The organism is Streptomyces sp. NPDC005263, assembly GCF_042872365.1.
GTDB lineage: Bacteria > Actinomycetota > Actinomycetes > Streptomycetales > Streptomycetaceae > Streptomyces.
This window is the reverse complement of sequence record NZ_JBIAKJ010000010.1, coordinates 209,227-230,807: the sequence shown is the minus strand read 5'-3', so window position 1 is coordinate 230,807 and position 21,581 is coordinate 209,227. Positions and strand designations below refer to the sequence as shown.

22 protein-coding genes are annotated in these 21,581 nt (G+C 70.3%); 5 read left to right on the top strand and 17 right to left on the bottom strand.

What is annotated here, in order from left to right:
* Nucleotides 1-52: 52 nt before the first annotated feature.
* A complete protein-coding gene (pyrR, locus tag ACFYRY_RS35800) occupies nt 53-649 on the bottom strand; it encodes a bifunctional pyr operon transcriptional regulator/uracil phosphoribosyltransferase PyrR (RefSeq protein ID WP_389155404.1) in 597 nt (198 codons plus the stop codon).
* 254 nt (nt 650-903) lie between these two features.
* Between pyrR and bldD the strand changes: the two genes are divergently transcribed.
* The gene (gene bldD, locus ACFYRY_RS35795) at nt 904-1,407 is read left to right on the top strand and encodes a transcriptional regulator BldD (RefSeq protein ID WP_030038549.1); all 504 of its coding nucleotides are present in this window, start codon (nt 904-906) and stop codon (nt 1,405-1,407) included.
* A gap of 207 nt (nt 1,408-1,614) precedes the next feature.
* On the opposite strand, the gene nusB is transcribed toward bldD, so the two are convergent.
* The 16 genes from nusB to ACFYRY_RS35715 all read right to left on the bottom strand — a co-directional run bounded on the left by nusB (nt 1,615) and on the right by ACFYRY_RS35715 (nt 17,899).
* Nucleotides 1,615-2,049, bottom strand: coding sequence for a transcription antitermination factor NusB (gene nusB / locus ACFYRY_RS35790; RefSeq protein ID WP_389155401.1), 435 nt, complete (start codon nt 2,047-2,049; stop codon nt 1,615-1,617).
* Nucleotides 2,050-2,051: 2 nt separating this feature from the next.
* Entirely contained in the window at nt 2,052-2,618 is a 567-nt protein-coding gene (efp, locus tag ACFYRY_RS35785; protein WP_020128856.1) for an elongation factor P, read from the bottom strand.
* Between the two features lie 46 nt (nt 2,619-2,664).
* Complete coding sequence (locus ACFYRY_RS35780) at nt 2,665-3,768, bottom strand: aminopeptidase P family protein (protein WP_389155398.1); 1,104 nt, start codon at nt 3,766-3,768, stop codon at nt 2,665-2,667.
* 134 nt (nt 3,769-3,902) lie between these two features.
* Nucleotides 3,903-4,769, bottom strand: a complete 867-nt coding sequence (locus ACFYRY_RS35775) for a Pro-rich N-terminal domain-containing protein (protein ID WP_389155395.1) — start codon at nt 4,767-4,769, stop codon at nt 3,903-3,905.
* Nucleotides 4,770-4,965: 196 nt separating this feature from the next.
* The gene (gene aroB, locus ACFYRY_RS35770) at nt 4,966-6,057 is read right to left on the bottom strand and encodes a 3-dehydroquinate synthase (protein WP_389155393.1); all 1,092 of its coding nucleotides are present in this window, start codon (nt 6,055-6,057) and stop codon (nt 4,966-4,968) included.
* The gene (locus ACFYRY_RS35765; RefSeq protein ID WP_389155390.1) at nt 6,054-6,569 is read right to left on the bottom strand and encodes a shikimate kinase; all 516 of its coding nucleotides are present in this window, start codon (nt 6,567-6,569) and stop codon (nt 6,054-6,056) included. Before ACFYRY_RS35765 ends, aroB begins: the two co-directional genes overlap by 4 nt.
* Nucleotides 6,570-6,574: 5 nt before the next feature.
* The gene (gene aroC / locus ACFYRY_RS35760) at nt 6,575-7,759 is read right to left on the bottom strand and encodes a chorismate synthase (RefSeq protein WP_389155387.1); all 1,185 of its coding nucleotides are present in this window, start codon (nt 7,757-7,759) and stop codon (nt 6,575-6,577) included.
* 187 nt (nt 7,760-7,946) lie between these two features.
* On the bottom strand, nt 7,947-8,774 hold the full coding sequence (locus ACFYRY_RS35755; RefSeq protein ID WP_389155384.1) for a shikimate dehydrogenase: 828 nt from the start codon (nt 8,772-8,774) through the stop codon (nt 7,947-7,949).
* Nucleotides 8,775-8,779: 5 nt separating this feature from the next.
* A complete protein-coding gene (gene mltG, locus ACFYRY_RS35750) occupies nt 8,780-10,564 on the bottom strand; it encodes an endolytic transglycosylase MltG (protein ID WP_389155381.1) in 1,785 nt (594 codons plus the stop codon).
* Between the two features lie 114 nt (nt 10,565-10,678).
* Nucleotides 10,679-11,143, bottom strand: a complete 465-nt coding sequence (gene ruvX / locus ACFYRY_RS35745; RefSeq protein WP_389155379.1) for a Holliday junction resolvase RuvX — start codon at nt 11,141-11,143, stop codon at nt 10,679-10,681.
* A 17-nt stretch (nt 11,144-11,160) separates the two neighbouring features.
* Nucleotides 11,161-13,833 carry an alanine--tRNA ligase gene (gene alaS / locus ACFYRY_RS35740; RefSeq protein ID WP_389155376.1) on the bottom strand — a complete coding sequence of 891 codons (2,673 nt, stop codon included), beginning with the start codon at nt 13,831-13,833 and terminating at the stop codon, nt 11,161-11,163.
* A complete protein-coding gene (locus ACFYRY_RS35735; RefSeq protein ID WP_389155373.1) occupies nt 13,833-14,183 on the bottom strand; it encodes a hypothetical protein in 351 nt (116 codons plus the stop codon). The genes alaS and ACFYRY_RS35735 overlap by 1 nt, the downstream gene beginning before the upstream one ends.
* A gap of 9 nt (nt 14,184-14,192) precedes the next feature.
* Nucleotides 14,193-14,639 carry a DUF948 domain-containing protein gene (locus tag ACFYRY_RS35730; RefSeq protein WP_389155369.1) on the bottom strand — a complete coding sequence of 149 codons (447 nt, stop codon included), beginning with the start codon at nt 14,637-14,639 and terminating at the stop codon, nt 14,193-14,195.
* 247 nt (nt 14,640-14,886) lie between these two features.
* Nucleotides 14,887-15,501 (bottom strand): 30S ribosomal protein S4, encoded by a 615-nt coding sequence (gene rpsD / locus ACFYRY_RS35725; RefSeq protein ID WP_067428966.1) that lies wholly within the window; start codon nt 15,499-15,501, stop codon nt 14,887-14,889.
* Between the two features lie 300 nt (nt 15,502-15,801).
* Nucleotides 15,802-17,157, bottom strand: a complete 1,356-nt coding sequence (locus ACFYRY_RS35720) for a replication-associated recombination protein A (RefSeq protein ID WP_389155366.1) — start codon at nt 17,155-17,157, stop codon at nt 15,802-15,804.
* A 67-nt stretch (nt 17,158-17,224) separates the two neighbouring features.
* The gene (locus tag ACFYRY_RS35715; protein WP_389155363.1) at nt 17,225-17,899 is read right to left on the bottom strand and encodes a vitamin K epoxide reductase family protein; all 675 of its coding nucleotides are present in this window, start codon (nt 17,897-17,899) and stop codon (nt 17,225-17,227) included.
* A 143-nt stretch (nt 17,900-18,042) separates the two neighbouring features.
* Between ACFYRY_RS35715 and ACFYRY_RS35710 the strand changes: the two genes are divergently transcribed.
* Genes ACFYRY_RS35710 through ACFYRY_RS35695 form a run of 4 tightly spaced genes read left to right on the top strand, consistent with a single transcriptional unit; the run spans nt 18,043 to nt 21,567 of the window.
* Nucleotides 18,043-18,909 carry an ABC transporter ATP-binding protein gene (locus tag ACFYRY_RS35710; RefSeq protein ID WP_389155360.1) on the top strand — a complete coding sequence of 289 codons (867 nt, stop codon included), beginning with the start codon at nt 18,043-18,045 and terminating at the stop codon, nt 18,907-18,909.
* On the top strand, nt 18,906-19,751 hold the full coding sequence (locus tag ACFYRY_RS35705) for an ABC transporter permease (RefSeq protein ID WP_389155357.1): 846 nt from the start codon (nt 18,906-18,908) through the stop codon (nt 19,749-19,751). Before ACFYRY_RS35710 ends, ACFYRY_RS35705 begins: the two co-directional genes overlap by 4 nt.
* Nucleotides 19,709-20,947: a sensor histidine kinase gene (locus ACFYRY_RS35700; RefSeq protein ID WP_389155354.1), complete on the top strand. Its 1,239-nt coding sequence runs from the start codon at nt 19,709-19,711 to the stop codon at nt 20,945-20,947. The genes ACFYRY_RS35705 and ACFYRY_RS35700 overlap by 43 nt, the downstream gene beginning before the upstream one ends.
* The gene (locus ACFYRY_RS35695; protein ID WP_389155614.1) at nt 20,944-21,567 is read left to right on the top strand and encodes a response regulator; all 624 of its coding nucleotides are present in this window, start codon (nt 20,944-20,946) and stop codon (nt 21,565-21,567) included. Before ACFYRY_RS35700 ends, ACFYRY_RS35695 begins: the two co-directional genes overlap by 4 nt.
* Nucleotides 21,568-21,581 lie beyond the last annotated feature (14 nt).

The window sequence follows — 21,581 nt, the reverse complement described above, 5'->3', positions numbered from 1 at the left end:
GGCAGGCGGGGGCGCTGGAGCGGGGCGTACGACAGTGACGTACGCCGGGGAGCTAGTGCGGCGCGCCCGGAGCGGTCCGCTTGGCACCGAGCAGCACGGTGTCGCGACCGTCCTCCTCGGCGAGCTGGACCTTGACCGTCTCCCGCAACGACGTGGGGAGGTTCTTGCCGACGTAGTCGGCGCGGATGGGCAGTTCGCGGTGGCCTCTGTCGACCAGCACCGCGAGCTGCACGGCACGCGGGCGCCCGATGTCGTTCAGGGCGTCGAGGGCGGCGCGGATGGTGCGGCCGGAGAAGAGCACGTCGTCGACGAGGACGACCAGCTTGCCGTCGATGCCGTCGCCGGGGATGTCGGTGCGGGCCAGCGCGCGCGGCGGATGCATGCGCAGGTCGTCGCGGTACATGGTGATGTCGAGCGAACCGACGGGAATCTTGCGCTCGGTGATCTGCTCCAGCTTGGCCGCGAGCCGCTGGGCGAGGAAAACGCCCCGGGTCGGGATGCCGAGGAGCACCACGTCGTCGGCACCCTTGGCGCGTTCGACGATCTCGTGGGCGATGCGGGTCAACACCCGCGCGATGTCGGGGCCTTCGAGAACGGGCCGCGCATCGGAGGGGTGGGTGGTGTGCTGGGAGCCGTGCTCGGTGTCCATATGAAACGGACCTCCTTCTCCGCCTCACGGGACGGACCTTAAAGGACGTCGGAATTGCGCCATCCACGGTAGCAGGCCCGAACGGCGCCTCTCATTCACCCCTATGGCTCAATCGGTGACCGTTACCACGGAAGCATCGGTGCGGACCATTCGGCTTGACGCGGCAGAGTAACGCTGCGTAACCTCACAGTGAGTTACCAGCCGCGCGGCACGGAAAAGACCCAGCCGCGTCGACACAGTGTCCGGGGAGCTATATGTCCAGCGAATACGCCAAACAGCTCGGGGCCAAGCTCCGGGCCATCCGCACCCAGCAGGGCCTTTCCCTCCACGGTGTCGAGGAGAAGTCCCAGGGGCGCTGGAAGGCCGTCGTGGTCGGTTCCTACGAGCGCGGCGACCGCGCCGTGACCGTGCAGCGTCTCGCCGAGCTGGCCGATTTCTATGGCGTTCCCGTGCAGGAGCTGCTGCCGGGCACCACGCCGGGCGGCGCCGCCGAGCCGCCGCCGAAGCTGGTCCTGGACCTGGAGCGGCTGGCCCACGTACCGGCCGAGAAGGCGGGCCCGCTGCAGCGGTATGCCGCCACGATCCAGTCCCAGCGCGGTGACTACAACGGCAAGGTGCTCTCGATCCGCCAGGACGACCTGCGCACACTCGCCGTCATCTACGACCAGTCGCCCTCGGTCCTCACCGAGCAGCTGATCAGCTGGGGCGTGCTGGACGCGGACGCGCGCCGTGCGGTGGCGTCCCACGAGGAGAGCTGAACCGCTCCCCTTCCCAGCAGAAACGTGCCGCCGGGGTGGCTGGAACTTCACGGTTCCCGCCACCCCGGCGGCTTTGTGCGCCCTTCCGTGACCTCCGGGGTCCCCATGGGTCTCCGTGAGTCTCCCCGCACGCCCGAGGGCCCGCAGCGGTCTCGCTGCGGGCCCTCGGGCGTCTCGTGCCTGTGGCGCGCTAGTGGCTGTCGTGCCTTACGCCTCGTCCCGGCGCAGTGAGGGCTTGATGTCCTTGAGCCGGCCGAGCAGTCCGTTGACGAACGAGGGCGACTCGTCGGTGGAGAACTCCTTCGCCAGCTGCACCATCTCGTCGAGTACGACGGCGTCCGGCGTCTCGTCCGCCCAGATCAGCTCGTAGGCACCCAGGCGCAGCAGGTTGCGGTCGACGACCGGCATCCGGTCGAGCGTCCAGCCGACCGAGTACTGGGCGATCAGCTCGTCGATGCGCTTCGCGTGCTTCGCGTAGCCCTCGACCAGCTGCATCGTGTACTCGCTCACCGGCGGCTGCCGGGTGTCCTCCCTGGAGAGCCGGATCCAGTCCGCGAGGACGGTCAGGACGTCTACGGCACGCTGGTCGCCCTCGAAGAGGATCTGGAAGGCACGCTTGCGGGCTGTGTTGCGGGCAGCCACGGTTAGCTGTTCACCCGGCCGAGGTAGTCGCTCGTGCGGGTGTCGACCTTGATCTTCTCACCGGTGGTGATGAAGAGCGGGACGTTGATCTGGTGACCGGTCTCCAGGGTGGCGGGCTTGGTGCCGCCGGTGGAGCGGTCGCCCTGGAGGCCCGGCTCGGTCTCCTGGACGACCAGTTCGACCGCGGCCGGGAGCTCCACGAAGAGCACCTCGCCCTCGTGCTGGGCGACGGTCGCCGTGAAGCCCTCGATGAGGAAGTTGGCGGCGTCGCCGACGGCCTTGCGGTCGACCATCAGCTGGTCGTAGGTCTCCATGTCCATGAAGACGAAGTACTCGCCGTCCATGTACGAGAACTGCATGTCGCGCTTGTCGACAGTGGCCGTTTCGACCTTGACGCCGGCGTTGAAGGTCTTGTCGACGACCTTGCCGGAGAGCACGTTCTTGAGCTTGGTGCGCACGAAGGCCGGGCCCTTGCCGGGCTTGACGTGCTGGAACTCGACGACGGACCAGAGCTGGCCGCCTTCGAGCTTGAGCACAAGGCCGTTCTTGAGGTCGTTCGTGGAAGCCACGGTTGCGGAATCTCCTGGACTGACGTGGACGACCCCGGGGCAAGCGCTACAGCGCGAGCAGCTCCTTGGTCGTGATGGTGAGTAGCTCGGGTCCGCCGTCCGCCTCGGGGCGAACGACGAGCGTGTCATCGATCCTGACACCGCCCCGGCCCGGGAGGTGGACCCCGGGTTCGACGGTGACCGGCACGCAGGCGTCCAGTTTACCCATGGCCGCGGGGGCCAACTGCGGGTCCTCGTCGATTTCGAGTCCCACACCGTGTCCGGTCAGGGCCGCGAGGCTCTCGGCGTATCCCGCGGAATCCAGTACCTGGCGCGCGGCACGGTCCACGTCGCGGTAGGCGACACCCGGGGTCAGGGTCTCGCGAGCGGCCCGCTGAGCGGCGAAGACGAGGTCGTACAGCTCGATCTGCCAGTCGGTGGGGGACGTACCGATCACGAAGGTGCGGCCGATCTCGCAGCGGTAGCCGCGGTAGGTGGCACCGAGGCAGACGGAGAGAAAGTCGCCCTCCTCGACCCGCCGGTCGGTGGGGCGGTGGCAGCGTCTGCCGGAGTTGGGGCCGGTGGCGACGGAGGTCGCGAAGGCGGGGCCGTCGGCGCCGTGGTCGACGAGGCGGCGCTCCAGTTCCAGGGCCAGGTGGCGTTCGGTGCGGCCGACGAGGATGGACTCGAGCAGCTCGCCCAGTGCCTGGTCGGCGATCTCGGCGCCGATCCTGAGGCAGGAGATCTCCTCCTCGTCCTTCACCACCCTCAGCTGTTCGACCGCGCCGCCCATGTCGACCAGGCGCAGCCGGGGCACGACCGAGCGGATGGCCCGGTGCCGGGCGACCGTGAGGTGGTGCTCCTCGACGGCGAGGGATTCGACGCCCTGTCCGGCGGCGAGGTCGGCCGCCGCGACGGCGGGATCGCCGGGTCCGGGCAGCCGCTGCACGCGCAGCGCCTCGTCGGGTCTGCCTTCCGCGACGCGGGCGTCCGGCGGGCCGGGACACAGCAGCAGATCCTCGCTGAGGCCGAGGAGCAGGACGGCGTGGTGGGGGGCGGCGCCCGCGAGGTAGCGGACGTTGGCGGGGCGGGTGACCAGCGCGGAGGCGCTGCCGCCGGCTTGGCAGCGTTCCCTGAGGCGGGTTCGGCGGGCAGCGTGGACCTCTGACATGACACGAGCGTAGGAGCCGTGCCGGGATTGTGCCGGTTGGGAGAGTGCCGTTCGGGGGATCGGGGCGCGTCCGATCGTGGTCGGCCCTCCGCACGACCGGTCCCGGGCCTCTCGACGGGCTCGGTCCGCCGCCTTCACCAGGTCGGCGGGCTCGCTATCGACCGTGCCAGTACGTCGTCCAGGACCTGGGCCGTGCGGGGTACGTCGAGCTGGGAGTTGTCGATGATGGGCAGGCCCGAGCCGTACCAGCCGGCCATGCGGCCGTGGATGCGGGCGACCTCCTCGTCGGTGAGGCGGCGGTTGCCCGAGCGTTCGGCGTTGCGCTCCAGGACGATCTCCAGGCCGGGCAGCAGGACCACGGGCAGCAGCCCCGGGCCCACGTGCCGCTTCCAGCCGCCGAGGCCGACGACCGGGCGGTCCGGGAAGACGGCGTCATCGAGGATGCACGAGATCCCGTTGGCGAGGAAGTTGCGCGCGGCGAAGCCGCAGGTGCGGCGGGCCAGGCGGTACTGCGCCTCGGAGTGGTCGTTCCACCCGGACTGGGGGTCCGCGAAGCCGGAGCGGACCCATTCACGTACGTCGTCCAGGCTGATGTGGGCGGTGGGGACCCGGCGGTGGTCCGCCCAGTACTTGGCGACGCTGGTCTTGCCGGCGCCCGCGGGGCCGATGAGCAGCACCGCGAGGGTGGTGCCGGCCGGGTCGTGGGGGGCCGACGCGGGTGGCGCGCTGGGCACGGCGACAGGGCCGCCGGGCGGCAGCGGCACATGGCCGGTGGTGTCGGGGGCCGGGGGCGCGGGGACGTGCTGCGGTGCGGGGGGCGCCGGGGCAGGGGGCGCTCCGGTGAAACCGGGGGCGGGAGGCGGCGGGGGCACGGGGGCGGAGCCCTGGTGTGCTCCTGGGTGGTGCGGTCCCGGGTGATGTGCGGCCGGCGACCAGCCGGTCGCCGGTCCGTGCCCCGGCTGGTGGGGCGGCGGCAGCGGAGAACCCACTGCGTGCTGCATCCGGTGCCACTCCGTCTCGTACAGGCGATGGGCGCTGACAGCGGGGCGGCCCCGCTCTCCCCCACAGCCTAAAGGGCGTGGGAGGGACCCCCATCCGAACGGTACCGTCCCCGGCCGGCATTTGGTGAAACGGCCGGGGGCGGTCCGAAGTGCCCGGTGACGCAAGGCGAATCGGGCCGATGGACTACGGCGGGCCCTACTCGCCCACTTCGCCGTACGCGGCGAGGAGCACGGCCGGGTCGGGTCCCTCCAGGACGGTGGGCTTGGCCAGCCCGTCCAGGACGATGAAGCGAAGCAGGTCGCCGCGGGACTTCTTGTCGACCTTCATGGTTTCCAGCAACTTGGGCCACTGGTCGTGGCGGTAGTGCAGGGGCAGGCCGACCGACTCCAGGACCGCGCGGTGACGGTCGGCGGTGGCGTCGTCCAACCGGCCCGCGAGACGGCCCAGTTCAGCGGCGAAGTGCATGCCGACGGAGACGGCCGCGCCGTGACGCCACTTGTAGCGCTCGTTCTTCTCGATGGCGTGGGCGAGCGTGTGGCCGTAGTTGAGGATCTCCCTCAGGCCCGACTCCTTGAGGTCGGAGGAGACGACCTCGGCCTTGACCCGGATGGAGCGCTCGATGAGTTCGGAGGTGTGCGGGCCCGCCGGGGTCCGCGCGGCCTCCGGGTCGGCCTCGATGAGCTCCAGGATCCTCGGGTCGGCGATGAAGCCGGCCTTGATGATCTCGGCGAGCCCGGAGACGTAGTCGTTGACCGGGAGGGAGTCCAGCGCCGCCAGGTCGCACAGCACACCGGCCGGGGGGTGGAACGCGCCGACGAGGTTCTTGCCCTCGGCGGTGTTGATGCCGGTCTTGCCGCCGACCGCCGCGTCCACCATGGCGAGCACGGTGGTCGGGACGGCGATCCAGCGCACTCCGCGCAGCCAGGTCGCGGCCACGAACCCGGCGAGGTCGGTGCTGGCGCCGCCGCCGACGCCGACGATGACGTCGGAGCGGGTGAACCCGGACTGGCCTAGCGCCTTCCAGCAGTAGGCGGCGACCTCGGCGGTCTTGGCCTCCTCCGCGTTGGGCACCTGGATGGCGATGGCCTCGTAGCCCTGTCCGGCCAGGTCGGCGCGGAGCGCCTCACCGGTCTCGGCCAGCGCCTCGGGGTGCACGACCGCGACCCGCTTGACCCGGTCGCCGATCAACCCGGGCAGCTCGCCCAGGAGTTGCCGACCCACCAACACCTCGTACGGATCGCTGCCCGCGGTGCCGCCGACCTGGATCCGAGTGACTGCCTCGCTCATGCTTCCTTCAACTCCAGTGCGTCCAGGGCGGTTCGGGTGACCTCTTCGGGCGTACGGCCGTCGGTCGCCACCACGGCCGTGGCAACCCCCTCGTACAGGTGCCGCCTCGCCTCCATCAACTCCCGCCACTGCTTACGCGGGTTGACCGCCAGCAGCGGACGGGCGGCGTTCAGGCCGGTGCGCTGGACCGCCTCCTCCACGTCCATGGAGAGGTAGACGACCCGCTGCCCGGCCAGGAGGTCGCGGGTGTCCGCGTCCAGAATCGCGCCGCCACCGAGGGCAAGGACACCGTCGTGCTGGGCGAGCGCTTCGCGCACCGCCTGCTTCTCGATCGCCCGGAAGGCCTCCTCGCCCTCCTCGACGAAGATCTCCGCGATGCTCCGGCCCTGCGCGCTGACGATGTCGTCGTCGGTGTCCCGGTACGCACAGCCCAGCCGCTCCGCGAGCAGCTGCCCGACGGTGGACTTGCCCACGCCCATCGGGCCGACCAGCACGATCAGCGGCACGGTCACCGGACTCACCGGATCGCCAGGGAGTCGAGGTAGGACCGGACGTTGCGGCGGGTCTCGGGCACCGAGTCGCCGCCGAACTTCTCCGCGACGGCGTCCGCGACCACGAGGGCCACCATCGCCTCGGCGACGATCCCGGCCGCCGGAACCGCGCACACGTCGGAACGCTGATGGTGGGCGGCCGTCGCCTCACCGGTGACCACGTCCACGGTCTTCAGGGCCCGCGGCACGGTCGCGATCGGCTTCATCGCCGCCCGCACCCGCAGCAGCTCGCCGGTGGACAGCCCGCCCTCGGTGCCACCGGAACGGCCCGTCGCCCGCCGGATACCGTCGTCCGTGGCCAGGATCTCGTCGTGCGCCTGGGAACCGGGCACCCGCGCCAGGTCGAAGCCGTCACCGACCTCGACCCCCTTGATCGCCTGGATGCCCATCAGGGCGGCGGCGAGCCGGGCGTCCAGCCGCCGGTCCCAGTGCACGTGCGAGCCGAGGCCCACCGGCACCCCGTAGGCCAGCACCTCCACCACACCACCGAGGGTGTCGCCGTCCTTGTGGGCCTGGTCGATCTCCGCGACCATCGCCTTCGACGCGTCCGCGTCCAGGCAGCGCACCGGGTCCGCGTCCAGCTTCTCCACGTCGGCCGGGGTCGGGTAGACGCCGTAGGGCGCCTTCGCCGAGGCCAGCTCCACGACGTGCGAGACGATCTCGATTCCGGCCGTCTCCTTCAGGTACGACCGGGCGACCGCGCCCAGCGCCACCCGGGCCGCCGTCTCCCGGGCGGAGGCGCGCTCCAGGATCGGCCGGGCCTCGTCGAAGCCGTACTTCTGCATGCCCGCCAGGTCCGCGTGCCCGGGCCGCGGGCGGGTCAGCGGGGCGTTGCGGGCCAGGTTCGCCAGGACCTCGGGGTCGACGGGATCGGCCGCCATGACCTGCTCCCACTTCGGCCACTCGGTGTTGCCCACCATCACCGCGACCGGGGAACCCAGGGTGAGGCCGTGCCGCACACCCCCGATGAACGTGACCTCGTCACGCTCGAACTTCATTCGCGCACCGCGTCCATAACCGAGCCGGCGCCGGGCCAGGTGGTCCGCCACCATCTCCGTGGTGATCGGCACGCCGGCGGGAAGCCCCTCCAGCGTCGCCACGAGTGCGGGACCGTGGGACTCCCCCGCGGTCAGCCAGCGCAACCTGCTCAACGGTGCTCCTCAGTGCTCGCGCCCTGGTACTGCCCGCCGTACGCGTGTCCTCGCGTACGGCAACGACGCGACCGGGTGCGCGGCCCCGGCCCGCCACCTCCGATCCTCCCACGTCCGGGCCCCGGACCCGGCCGCCGGTCCACAGGACGGACGGGACCCTGCCGTCGAACCCGGGACGGGGCGGCTCCTACCGGGCGGCCAGCGCGTGCTCGCCGGCCTTGCGCATGGCGTCCAGCGGGGCCCGGGGGCACCCGGTCATCTGCTCCACCTGGAGCACCGCCTGGTGCACCAGGAGGTCGAGGCCGCTGACCACGGCGCCGCCGTAGGCCGACCAGCGGGCCGCGAGGGCCGTCGGCCACGGGTCGTAGAGCACGTCGAAGAGGGTGGCGGGCCGTTCCGGCACCGCCGAGGACAGCGCGTCGGTGGTCCCGGCGGGGGTGGTGGCGATCACGAGCGGGGCGTGCAGGGCCTGTGCGGCGTCCGCCCAGTCCGCCGTGCGCACCTCGATGTCGAGCCGCTCTCCCCACTGCCGCATCTCGGCGGCGCGAGCCTCGCTGCGGACATAGGCGACGACCTCGCCGGTGCAGATACGAGCCAGTGCGGCGAGCGCGGAGGAGGCGGTGGCGCCGGCGCCGAGGACGGCCGCCGAGTCGACCTGCTCGATGCCGTGTTCCCGCAGGGCGGCGACCATGCCGGGGATGTCGGTGTTGTCGCCGACGCGGCGCCCGTCCTCGGTGAACACGACCGTGTTGACCGCGTCCACCGAGGCCGCGGTCTCGGTGATCTCGTCGAGCAGCGGGATGACGGCCCGCTTCAGCGGCATGGTGAGCGACAGTCCGGCCCACTCCGGGCCGAGCTTCGCGAAGAAGCCCGGCAGGGCGGCCTCGTCGAGCTCGAAGCGGTCGTACGACCAGTCGGCGAGGCCCAGTTCGCCGTAGGCGGCGCGATGCAGCGCCGGGGAGAGGGAGTGGGTGATCGGCTTGCCGAGCACGGCCGCCCTGCGGGGAGCTGTCATCAGTCTCAGTTCCTTGACGCGTTGAACTGTCGCACCAGCTTCTCGTGGTCCGCGAGCGTCTTCGTGAACTTGCTGGTCTTGCCGTCCAGTGAGATGAAGTAGTACCACCCGTCGCTCGTCGGGTTGAGCGCGCCCTTGAGAGCCTGCTCGCCCGGGTTGTCGATCGGGCCGGGCGGCAGCCCCTTGTAGTAGTACGTGTTGTAGCGGTTGTTGTACTGTCGCAGCTCGGCGATGCTCAGGTCGATCTTGCTCTGGTTCTTCACGTAGTTGTACGTGGAGTCGAACTCCAGCATGCCGTTGGTCTGGGCGTTGCCGGGCTTGAGGCGGTTGTAGACGACTTCGGCCATCTTGCGGAAATCGTCGTGGCTCGTACCCTCGGCCTGCGCCAGGCTCGCCACGGTGAGCAACTGCCACGGATCGTCGAGGCCCAGGCTCTTGGCCTTCTTCTCCAGACCGAGCTGCTCGTACTTCTCGGCTGCCCGGGCGACCATGTCCTTCAGGACGGCCTCGGGCTTCTGGCCCTTGCTGACCGCATAGCTGGACGGGTAGAGGAATCCTTCCAGCGGATCCTTGAGGTTGGGATGGTCCAGGGCCCAGTCGGGCAGGCCGAGCTTGCTGTAGTCCTCTTTCGCGACCTTCGCCGTGGTGCCGTCGGGCACCTTGAGACGTTTGTCGATCAGGCCGTAGACGGCCGCGTTGCGAAAGCCCTCGGCGATGATCAGATTGTCGCGGCTCTTCGGACTGAGCATCAGTTCGACCGCGCTCGAGGCCGACATCTCCTTCTGCATCGTGTAGACGCCGTCCTGGATCGTCTTGCCCTCGGGGTTCGCCTCCTGCGCGGAGACGAACGCGTCGACGCTCTGGACGACCCCTGCCGCCTTCAGCTTCTGCCCGATCACATAGCCCCCCGCGTCCTTGGGGATGATGACGGTGACTGCCGTGCCGTTGCCGTCCCCCGCGTAGTCCGGAGCCGAGCCGAAACGATTTTGGTAGAACTGGTAGCCGAAGTATCCGACTCCGCCCAGTCCACCGCCGAACACCAGCAGGACCACCAGACAGGCGCAGCCGCTGCGGCGCTTCTTCTCCTTGCCGCCGCCCCGGCTCCGCCGGTCACCGCGTCCGCCGGCGTCACCCGAGTCGTCGTCGCTGTCGTCATCGTCGCCGCCCGCGAAGAAGGCGTGTTCACCCTGGTCGGGGCCGGGGTCCCAGTCGGTCTTGGGCGGCTCGGGCTCGGCGGCCCTGCCTGCGGGCGGCTCCGGCGGGGGGTAGGCGTCGGGGGTGTCGGGGGTGCCGTAGTAGTCGGACTGTTCCCCGCCGTACGCCATGTTCTGCTGTCCGTACGGGTCCGACGGGTCGGTGTACTGGACGTTCGTGTGGGTGCCGCTGTCCCAGCCGCCGTTGTCGTACTGCTGCTGACCCTGCTGGGGCGGGTACTGCTGACCCTGCTGGTTCTGGTGCTGGTACTGCTGCTGGTGCTGCTGGGCCGCGTACCCCTGCTGGTCGTACTGCTGATGACCGTCGTACTGCTGATGGCCGTCATACGGCTGCTGCTCGCCGTACTGCTGCTGGTACTGCTGCTGCTCCTGACCGTAGGCGGCCTGCTGGCCGTCGCCCCAGCCTCCGTTGTCGTACTGAGACTGCTGCGGCTGCTCCGGATACTGGTGCGGCTGGCCGCCGTAGGGCGACTGCTGGCTCGCGGGAGCCTGCTGTCCGCCCCATCCGACGTCCCCGTACAACGGGTCCTCCGGATGCCACGGTTCGGAGCCTTCGCCCCGGCCATACTCAGTCATCGATCCCCTAGAGCCGCGAGGCGGCGGTCGCCCGGCCCGGCTCCCGTTCCGCCTCTCTCTGTGCGGTGGCTGTTCGAATGCCGCCGCATCGCGCGGAACGTTACCGTATCGCGATCAGATGACCACTTCGACGGCCTCGCCGGGTGCTTTACCTGACACCCGTTCCGATTCCAGCGCCTGCTGGAGGATGATCACGGCCGCTGCCTGGTCGATGACCGATCTGCCCTTCTTGGATCTCACTCCGGAAGCGCGCAGTCCCTGACTGGCCGTCACCGTGGTCATCCGCTCGTCGACGAGTCTCACCGGCACCGGCGCGACCCCCTTCGCGAGCTCCTGGGCGAAGCCGCGGACCTTGACGGCGGCCGGGCCCTCGCCCCCCTTGAGGGAGCGGGGCAGCCCGACCACGACCTCGATCGGTTCGTACTCCTCGACCAGCTGCTTCAGCCGACGGTGAGCCGCCGGGACGTCCCGCCCGGGGACCGTCTCCACCGGGGTGGCGAGGATCCCGTCGGGGTCGCACGAGGCGACCCCGATGCGGGCGTCCCCGACGTCGATCGCGAGTCGACGGCCGCGGCGCATGGCCTGTGCCTCTCCGGTCACTTGGCCGTCTCGGCCACGAGCCGCTCGACGGCCTCGACCGCCTCGCCGACGGCGGCCGCGTTCTGACCGCCGCCCTGGGCGACGTCCGGCTTGCCGCCACCGCCGCCGCCGAGGGTCTTGGCGGCCGTACGGACCAGGTCACCGGCCTTGAGGCCGCGCTCACGGGCGGCCTCGTTGGTGGCGATGACCGTCAGCGGCTTGCCGTTGTTGACGGTGAACAGGGCCACCACCGCGGCCCGTCCGCCCTGGATGCGGCCACGCACGTCGAGGACCAGCTTGCGCAGGTCGTCCGGGGTGGTGCCGTCGGGGACCTGACCGGTGACCACGGCGACACCGCGCACGTCCTTAGCGGACTCGACGAGACCCGCGGCGGCCTGGAGCACCTTCTCGGCGCGGAACTTCTCGATCTCCTTCTCGGCGTCCTTCAACTTGCCGAGCATGGCGGAGACCTTCTCCGGGAGCTCCTCCGGACGGCCCTTGATCAGCTCCTGGAGCTGGGCGACGACCGTGTGCTCACGGGCGAGGAAGTTGTAGGCGTCGACACCGACGAGAGCCTCGATACGGCGCACACCCGAGCCGATCGACGACTCGCCGAGGAGCTTCACCAGGCCGAGCTGGGCGGTGTTGTGGACGTGCGTACCGCCGCACAGCTCCTTGGAGAAGTCGCCGATGGTGACCACCCGGACCCGCTCGCCGTACTTCTCGCCGAACTCGGCGATGGCGCCCTGCTTCTTGGCCTCGTCGATGCCCATGACGTCGGCGCGGACGTCGAGGTCGCGGGCGAGCACCTCGTTGATCTTCTGCTCGACGTCGGTCATCACAGCCGTGGGAACGGCGGACGGCGAACCGAAGTCGAAGCGGAAGCGGCCGGGCTGGTTCTCGGAGCCGGCCTGCGCGGCCGTCGGACCGAGGGCATCACGCAGGGCCTGGTGGGTGAGGTGGGTGGCCGAGTGGGCGCGGGCGATGGCGGTGCGGCGGCGGGAGTCGATCGAGGCCTGGGCCTTGGAGCCGACGGTCACCTCACCGACCTGGACGACGCCCTTGTGCACGTACACGCCCGGGACCGGCTTCTGGGTGTCACGGATCTCGATGACGGCACCGGTGTCCACCTTGATGCGGCCGGTGTCGCCGATCTGGCCGCCGCCCTCGGCGTAGAAGGGCGTGCGGTCCAGGACGATCTCGACCTCGTCGCCCTCGGTGGCGGCCGGGGAGGAGGCGCCGTCGACGAGGATGCCGACGATCGTGGACTCGCTCTCGGTGTCGGCGTAGCCGATGAAGTCGGTGGCACCGGCCTGGTCGGCGATCTCGCGGTAGGCGCCGGCACCGGCGTGGCCGGTCTTCTTGGCCTGGGCGTCGGCCTTGGCGCGCTCCCGCTGCTCCTTCATCAGGCGGCGGAAGCCGTCCTCGTCCACGGACAGGCCCTGCTCGGCGGCCATCTCCAGGGTGAGGTCGATGGGGAAGCCCCAGGTGTCGTGGAGCAGGAAGGCCTTGTCACCGGCGAGGACCTTGCCGCCGGAGGCCTTGGTGTCGGTGACGGCGGTGTCGAGGATGTTGGTGCCGGCCTTGAGCGTCTTGAGGAAGGCGTTCTCCTCGGCGAGGGCGACCTTCTCGATGCGCTCGCGGTCGGTGATCAGCTCCGGGTACTGCTGGCCCATCATCTCGATGACCGTGTCGATCAGGTCCTTGACGACCGGGCCGGTGGCGCCGAGCAGACGCATGTTGCGGATGGCGCGGCGCATGATGCGGCGCAGCACGTAACCGCGGCCCTCGTTGCCGGGGGTGACGCCGTCGCCGATGAGCATCACCGAGGTGCGCATGTGGTCGGTGACCACACGCAGCGAGACGTCGGAGTCGTGGGCGTCGCCGTACTCGACGCCGGTCAGCTCGGTGGCCTTCTTGATGACGGCCATGGAGGTGTCGATCTCGTACATGTTCTGCACACCCTGCAGAATCATGGCGAGCCGCTCCATGCCGAGGCCCGTGTCGATGTTCTTGCTGGGCAGCTCGCCGAGGATCTCGAAGTTGTCCTTGCCGATGCCCTCGCCGCGCTCGTACTGCATGAAGACGAGGTTCCAGATCTCCACGTACCGCTCGTCGTTGACGGCGGGGCCGCCCTCGACGCCGAACTCGGGGCCGCGGTCGTAGTTGATCTCGGAACAGGGTCCGCAGGGGCCGGGGACGCCCATGGACCAGTAGTTGTCCTTCATGCCGAGGCGCTGGATGCGCTCCTTCGGCACACCGACGATCTCGTGCCAGATGCGCTCGGCCTCGTCGTCGTCCTTGTAGACGGTGATCCAGAGCTTCTCGGGCTCCAGGCCGTAACCACCCTTGTCCTGGGGGCTGGTGAGCAGCTCCCAGGCGTACTTGATGGCGCCTTCCTTGAAGTAGTCGCCGAAGGAGAAGTTGCCGCACATCTGGAAGAACGTGCCGTGCCGGGTGGTCTTGCCGACCTCTTCGATGTCGGGCGTGCGCACGCACTTCTGCACGCTGGTGGCGCGCGCCCACGGCGGCTTCACCTCGCCCAGGAAGTACGGCTTGAACGGAACCATGCCGGCGGGGACCAGGAGCAGAGTCGGGTCGTCCGCGATGAGCGACGCCGACGGGACGACGGTGTGCCCGCGCTCCTCGTAGAAGCTCAGCCAGCGGCGGCGGATCTCGGCCGACTCCATCAGTGGTCCTCATTCCGGTTGTACGAGTACGTCGTCCTGTCGCTGTCGACGGACTTCAGGTTGTTGCGGTTCTCGATGGCGGCGTACCGCAGGGGGGCGGGGAGTTCGGGGTTCTCGTTGATCCCCAGCGCCTCCCCCAGCTCGGCCTCTCTCTGGGCCATCCCGTCCCGGACGTCGAGCGCGAAGCCCACCGCGCGGTCCTTGATGCGGTGACCTGCCTCGAGTGCCTTGTTCGCCGCGCTCACGGCGAGGTTCTCGGGCGTCAGCTGCTTCAGCTTGCGATTGACCTTGGTGGTGGCCCAGACACCGGCGGCGACGCCCGTGCTGAACCAGAAGGTACGGCGGAACATCGCTGGCTCTCAGTCCTTCTTCCTGCGGAGGTCTCGCTTGGTCCGCCGCGACGCGGTGCGGCCCACGATCACGGTGGGCGCGGGCGCCTTGACGGGCACGTCGTCCTTGCGGCCGAGGGCCCGGCGCACGCCGTATCCGAAGGCCGCGACCTTGACCAGGGGGCCGCCGAACGTGGAGGCGACGGTGGTCGACAGCGCGGAGGCGTTCGACGTGACCTCCTCGACGTCCGACGCGATCGAGTCGACCCGGTTGATCTGGGTCTGCGCGGAGCGCACCGCCGCGGAGGCGTCGGCCAGCAGCGGGACGGCCTGGTCGGTCACGTCCGCCACGAGCTTGGTGGTCGCCCTGAGCGTCTGGGCCAGCCTCGCCAGCGCGACGGCGAGGAAGGAGACCAGGATCGCCCAGAAGACGGCCACCAGGATCCCGGCCACCTCTCCACCGGACACTGTGTGCACCCGCTCCCTGAAACGTGCCTGCGTATCGAAAAAGTCGTACGCCGAGCCTATCGCGCCGGGGATGGCGCTCCGTACCGGATTACCGCCCGCGCGCGAGCATCTCGCGCGGCCCGGCACACGCCGGCACGGGCGCGCTCGGCGCACACCGGGCGTTCCCGGACATGCGAGAGCCCGCCGTCTCCCCACCCGGAAGGGCGGGGGGACGGCGGGCTGAGGCGCGGGTGGTGCTACGTCCGCCGCTGGGTGATCAGCGGGCGTAGTACTCGACGACGAGCTGCTCGTCGCAGATCACCGGGATCTCCTTGCGGTTCGGCTCGCGGTCCAGGCGGAAGGCCAGGGCTCGGAGGTTCACCTGGAGGTAGCGCGGGGTCTCGCCGTCGGGGGCGAAGCCGCCCTCACGCGCGATCGAGAACAGCGTCTTCTCGCGGCTGCGCTCGCGGACCATCACGACGTCGTCGGGCTTGACGCGGAAGGAGGGCTTGTCGACCTTCTGGCCGTTGACCTCGATGTGGCCGTGGACGACCATCTGGCGGGCCTGGTAGATCGTGCGGGCGATGCCCGAACGCAGGACCAGCGCGTCGAGACGGCGCTCGAGCTCGATGACCAGGGCCTCACCGGTCTTGCCCTGGGTCTTGGCGGCACGCTCGTAGGCGCGGACGAGCTGACGCTCGGACACGTCGTACTGCGCGCGCAGACGCTGCTTCTCGAGCAGACGGACCTTGTAGTCCGAGTTCTGCTTGCGGCCACGGCCGTGCTCACCCGGCGGGTAGGGGCGGGCCTCGAAGTACTTGACGGCCTTCGGGGTCAGCGCGATGCCGAGGGCACGCGACTTCTTGACCTTGGGGCGGGGCTGGTTCGCCACTTCTTTTCCTTTTCCTCTTCGGCTGCCTCAGGGTTACGGGAGGTCGCATCCGCAGTCGGGGAATCCCGACAGGCCCACGAAGGACATGTCAGGCAGCCGTTCCCCTGTTCTGGGCACATACGTGCAGCACACGAACGGCCCACCGACCGCTCCCGAGGACCCGGGTGGTGGTGGGCTGCCCGCGACACCTACGACGGTGCGCGACGCTCCTGGATCAACAGATCCGGCTGGATGTCCCGCCTGAGGCGCCGACCGGAGCCGGACACGGGACGCAGCACTTCGGGCGAGTCTACAGGGTGCTCAGGTCCGCTTGCGACCGAGGTGGGTGCGGGTCCACTCCACGGCGTCCGCGTACCTGGCCTCGGCCCCGTGCCGGGTGGGCGTGTAGTACTCGCGGTCCTTGATCGCGTCCGGGGCGTACTGCTGGGCGGCGATGCCCTCCGACAGGTCGTGCGGATACACGTACCCCTGCGCGTGCCCCAGCTTGGCGGCGCCCTTGTAGTGGCCGTCGCGCAGATGGGCCGGCACGGGTCCGGCCAGTCCCTTGCGTAGGTCCTCCATGGCCGCGCCGATCGCCGTGGTCGCGGCGTTGGACTTCGGGGCCAGGGCGAGGGCGATGGTGGCGTGGCTGAGGGTGAGGGCTGCCTCGGGGAAGCCGATCATGGCGACGGCCTGGGCGGCGGCCACCGCGATCGGCAGGGCGTTCGGGTCGGCGAGGCCGATGTCCTCGCTGGCGGAGATCATCAGGCGGCGGGCGATGAAGCGGGGGTCCTCGCCGGCGTCGATCATGCGGGCCAGGTAGTGCAGGGCCGCGTCGACGTCGGAGCCGCGGATGGACTTGATGAGGGCGCTGGCCACGTCGTAGTGCTGGTCGCCGTCACGGTCGTAGGTCACGGCGGCGCGGTCCACCGTCTCCTCCAGGGTCTGGAGGCCGATCTCCGTCTCGCCCTTGTCCAGGGCCGCCCCGGCGGCAGCCTCCAGGGCGGTCAGGGCGCGGCGGGCGTCGCCGCCGGCGATCCGCAGCAGATGCCCCTCGGTGTCCTCGGGGAGGGTGACGGCGCCCTTGAGGCCGCGCTCGTCGGCGAGGGCGCGGTGCAGCAGTCCGCGCAGGTCGTCGTCGGTGAGGGGTTCGAGGGTGAGGAGCAGGGAGCGGGACAGCAGCGGGGAGATCACCGAGAAGTACGGGTTCTCCGTCGTCGCCGCGATCAGCGTCACCCAGCGGTTCTCGACGGCCGGGAGCAGGGAGTCCTGCTGGGCCTTGCTGAAGCGGTGGATCTCGTCGAGGAAGAGGACGGTCTCCTTGCCGAAGCCACCGGTGGCCCTGCGGGCTCCTTCGATGACCGCGCGGACCTCCTTGACGCCGGCGGTGATCGCCGACAGCTCCACGAAACGCTTGTTGGTGGCTTTGGAGACCACGTACGCCAGAGTCGTCTTGCCGGTGCCCGGCGGGCCCCAGAGGATCACCGAGGACGGTCCGGCGGGGCCGCCCGCGCTCTCGCCGACGAGTCTGCGCAGCGGAGAGCCCGGCTTGAGGAGGTGCTGCTGGCCCACGACCTCGTCGAGCGTGCGCGGGCGCATCCGGACGGCCAGGGGGCTGGCGGTCGGGTCCTTCTCCTGGCGGTCTTCCGCCGCTGCGGTGAACAGGTCGGGCTCCACACCCAAAACCCTATGTCACCCCACTGACAGTGCGGTCGTGGCCGTCGGCCGGCCACTGACCGGACGGTCAGCTCATCCAGAAGTCCCACCAGCGGGTCAGGACCAGCATGCCGATGATGCCGATGTGCAGGACGGGCATGACCCAGGTGAACTCGCCGAAGAAGCTCTTCAGCCAGCGCGGGGCGGGCAGGAGGTCGTTGCGGATGTTGAACGACGTGACGTACCAGAACATGATGATCGTGGCGACCCAGGCCAGGGAGCACCACAGGCACAGCGCGTTGATCCGGTACAGCGACTGGAACATCAGCCAGGCGCAGAAGCCGACGCCGAAGAGGGTGCCGGCGTTGAAGGTGAGCCAGTACCAGCGCGGGAAGCGGGCCCGGGCGAGCAGGCTCACGCCGACGCAGATCACGATGCCGTAGCAGACCAGGCCGAGCATCGGGTTGGGGAATCCGAAGGCGGCCGCCTGCTTGCTCTCCATGACGCTGCCGCAGGAGACGACGGGGTTCAGGCTGCAGCCCGGGACGAAGGTCTTGCCCTCGACCTTGGCCTCGAGCAGCTTGAACTTGTCGATCGTGATGACCCAGGCGGCGAGCAGACCCGCGGCACCGGTGATCACCAGCAGCAGGGCGAAGGCCCGGCTGCCGCCCACCGTGCGCGTCACGGCGTCGGCGTCCGCGTCCGACGCCGAGGGCTCGGGCTCGGGCTCGGTGGAGACGTCTTTGACTGTGGTCTTGCTCATCACGCCGATCCGTCTGCTCGAGAGGTGGACCTTCTTCGGCCTCGGCCATTGTGCCGCACGCGGCCCGTGTCCACTGTTCGGTGGACATAAGGAAGTACGCACGGTCGTCCCGGAACGTTCGGTTCAGGCCGAGGATCGATCGCATGACAACACACGCGAAGGAACTCGCGGTGGACGTACGGGGGCTGCGCAAGCAGTACGGCGACGTGACCGCGGTCGACGGTATCGACCTCGGTATCCACCGGGGCGAGGTGTTCGGCCTGCTGGGACCCAACGGCGCGGGCAAGAGCACGACGGTGGAGATCCTCCAGGGCAACCGTTCCCGGGACGCGGGCGAGGTGTCCGTCCTGGGCGCGGATCCGGCGCACGGAACGCGTGCGTGGCGTTCACGTGTCGGAATCGTCTGGCAGGACGAATCCGCGCCCGCGGAGTTGACGGTCGACGAGACCGTGCGGCATTTCGCCCGCTACTACCCGAGGCCGCGGGACCCCGAGGAGGTCATCGGCCTGGTGGGTCTCGAGGCCAAGGCGGGCAGCCGGATCAAGGCCCTGTCCGGTGGCCAGCGCCGGCGTCTCGATGTGGCGCTCGGGGTGATCGGCGACCCGGAGCTGCTTCTTCTGGACGAGCCGACGACCGGTTTCGACCCGGCGGCCCGGCGCCAGTTCTGGGACCTGATCCGCAAGCTGTCCGACGAGGGGACGACCATCCTGCTCACCACGCACTACCTGGAGGAGGCGGAGGCGCTCGCCGACCGGCTGGCCGTGGTCGCCAAGGGACAGGTGGTCGCCGAGGGCGAGCCCGCCGCCCTGCGGGAGCGGTACGGCACCGGGGCCACCGTCGAGTGGAGCGACCCGGACGGCACCCCGCGCGCGGAACGCACGGACACGCCCACCCGCACGATCGCCGAGCTGATGGGCCGCTTCGACGGCGAGATCCCGGGGCTGCGGGTGAGCCGCCCCACGCTGGAGGACGTCTACCTCCGGCTGACCGGACAGGAGGACGCGCGATGACCACGACCGCCGTACGACCCCGGGCGCAGGCGTCCGGCGAGCGGCTGCCCGGGATGTGGGGGCTGGGGCTGCGGCGTGGCGCCCTGGAGGTGAAGCAGTTCTTCCGGCAGCGCGACCAGGTGGTGTTCACCTTCGCCTTCCCGGTGGTGTTCCTGTTCCTGTTCGCCTCGATCTTCCGCGACGACGTCCGGGGCGCCGGCATCAACGCCTCCCAGCTGTACGTCCCGGCGATGATGGCCGCCGGCATCATGTCGACGAGTTTCCAGTCCCTCGGCATCTCCATCGCGATCGAGCGGGACGAGAAGGTGCTGCGCCGGCTGCGCGGCACGCCGATGCCGCCCGCGGCGTACTTCCTCGGGAAGATCTGGCTGGTTCTGGTCACCGGTGTACTGGAGACGGCGATCCTGCTGGCCGTCGGCACGACGCTGTACGACGTCGACCTCCCGTCCGACGCGGGCCGCTGGTTCGAGTTCGGCTGGATCTTCCTGCTCGGGCTGACGGCCTGCGCGCTGCTGGGGATCGCGATCAGTTCGGTCCCCAAGTCGGGCAAGAGCGCCAGCTCCGTGGTCGTTCTCCCGTTCCTGGTGCTGCAGTTCATCTCCGGGGTGTACATCTCGATCGACACCATCCCCGACTGGATGCTGAACATCGGTGCGCTGTTCCCGCTGAAGTGGATGTGCCAGGGGCTGCGCGGGGTGTTCCTGCCGGAGTCGGCTCAGGTCCTGGAGCAGACGGGAAGCTGGGAGTTCGGCCGGATCGCCCTGGTGCTCGGGGCGTGGTGCGTCGGAGGATTGCTGCTGTGTCTGCTGACCTTCCGGTGGAAGAACCGGCGCGACGGGTGAGCGATCCGGACGACGCCGTCGGCGCCTACAGCTGGGCGCGCTCGTTCCGCATCTGGGACATGTACTTCGCGATCATCTGGCTGGCCACCCTGGTGTCGGTGCTCGGCACTGACCATCCGGGGCGGCCGGTCCGGGTCGTGGCGGCGGCGCTCCTGGTTCCGCTGGTCCCCCTGTTCGTGTGGGTGGGGCGGCCCGTCCTGCGGGGCGATCCGCCCGAGGAACGGCGGGCTCTGGCCTATCTGGTGGCGGCGGTGGCGCTGTTCCTGCCGTCGGCGATCCTCGTCGGTGAGACCCGGCTGATGACTTTCGCGCTGGTCCCCCAGTGCTTCATGACCCTGCAGATGCGGCGGGCTCTGGAGGCGGTCGCCGTCATCAACCTCGCGCCCGTGGCCGGTTGGGCCCTGGTGTGGTGGCCGAGCGACCAGGAGGTCTTCTTCAACGGGCTGTTCGCCGTGGTCTCCCTCGTCTTCTCGGTGGCTCTCGGCGGCTGGGTCATCCGGATCATCGAGCAGAGCCAGGAGCGGGCCGCGCTGATCGCGGAGCTCGACGCGAGCCGTCATGAGATCTCCCGGCTGTCGACGGCGCACGGCGCCCTGGCGGAGCGGGAACGGATGGCCAGGGAGATCCACGACACCCTCGCGCAGGGCTTCACCAGCCTGCTGATGCTGACCCAGGCCGTCGAGGCGGAACTCGACCACGACGTGCCGCAGGCCCGCCGCCATCTGGCGCTGATGGACGAGACGGCCCGGCAGAACCTCGCCGAGGCACGCGCCCTGGTCGCCGGGGGCACACCCGCCGACCTGGAGGGCGCCTCGCTCCCGGACGCGCTGCACCGGCTGGCCGCCCGTCACGGGGCGACACTGGACGTCACGGGTCCCGTACGTCCGCTGCCCGCCGGGCCCGAGGTGGTGGCCCTGCGCGCCTGTCAGGAGGCGCTGACCAACGCCCGCAAGCACGCCGGGAGTTCGACCGGGGCGGGTATTTCCCTGAGGTACACCGACGGCGCTCTGACCGTGTCGGTCCGGGACGACGGCTGCGGCTTCGATCCGCGGACCGTGACGGGCGGCTACGGTCTGGCGGGGCTGCGGGCCCGGGCCGCCGAGGCCGGCGGGACGGCTCAGGTGCGCAGCGCCCCCGGCGACGGTACGACGGTGACCGTCCGCCTGCCCGTACCGTCTCCGAGGAGCGCATGGTGATCCGGATCATCCTGGCCGACGACCATCCCGTCGTACGGGAGGGCCTGCGGGCGATGCTGAGTGCCGAGCCGGATCTGGAGGTGGTCGCCGACGCGTCCAGCGGGCCGCAGGCGGAGGCCATGGCGGCGGAACTGCGGCCCGACATCGTGCTGATGGACCTGCGGATGCCGGGCGGCGGGGGCGTGGACTCGATCGTGCGGATGAGTGAGGCGGGGCTGTCCTGCCGGGTGATCGTCCTGACGACGTACGAGACGGACCGGGACATTCTGCGGGCGGTGGAGGCCGGGGCGGCGGGCTATCTGTTGAAGGATCTGCCGCGCGGCGAACTGGCCGACGCGGTACGGGCCGCCGCGCGGGGCGAGACCGTGCTCGCCCCGTCCGTCGCCGCGCGACTGGTCGACCAGCTCCGCACCAGGCCGGAGCGGCCCCGGCTCTCGGAGCGCGAGAGGGCGGTGCTGCGGCTGGTGGCGGAGGGGTGCACGAACGCGGAGATCGGACGCCGGTTGTTCATCGGGGAGTCGACGGTGAAGACGCATCTGCTGCGGGCCTTCGGCAAGTTGGGCGTCGACGACCGCACGGCGGCGGTGACGAGTGCGATGCGGCACGGGTTGCTGGACTGAGGGCCTCGCCCTCG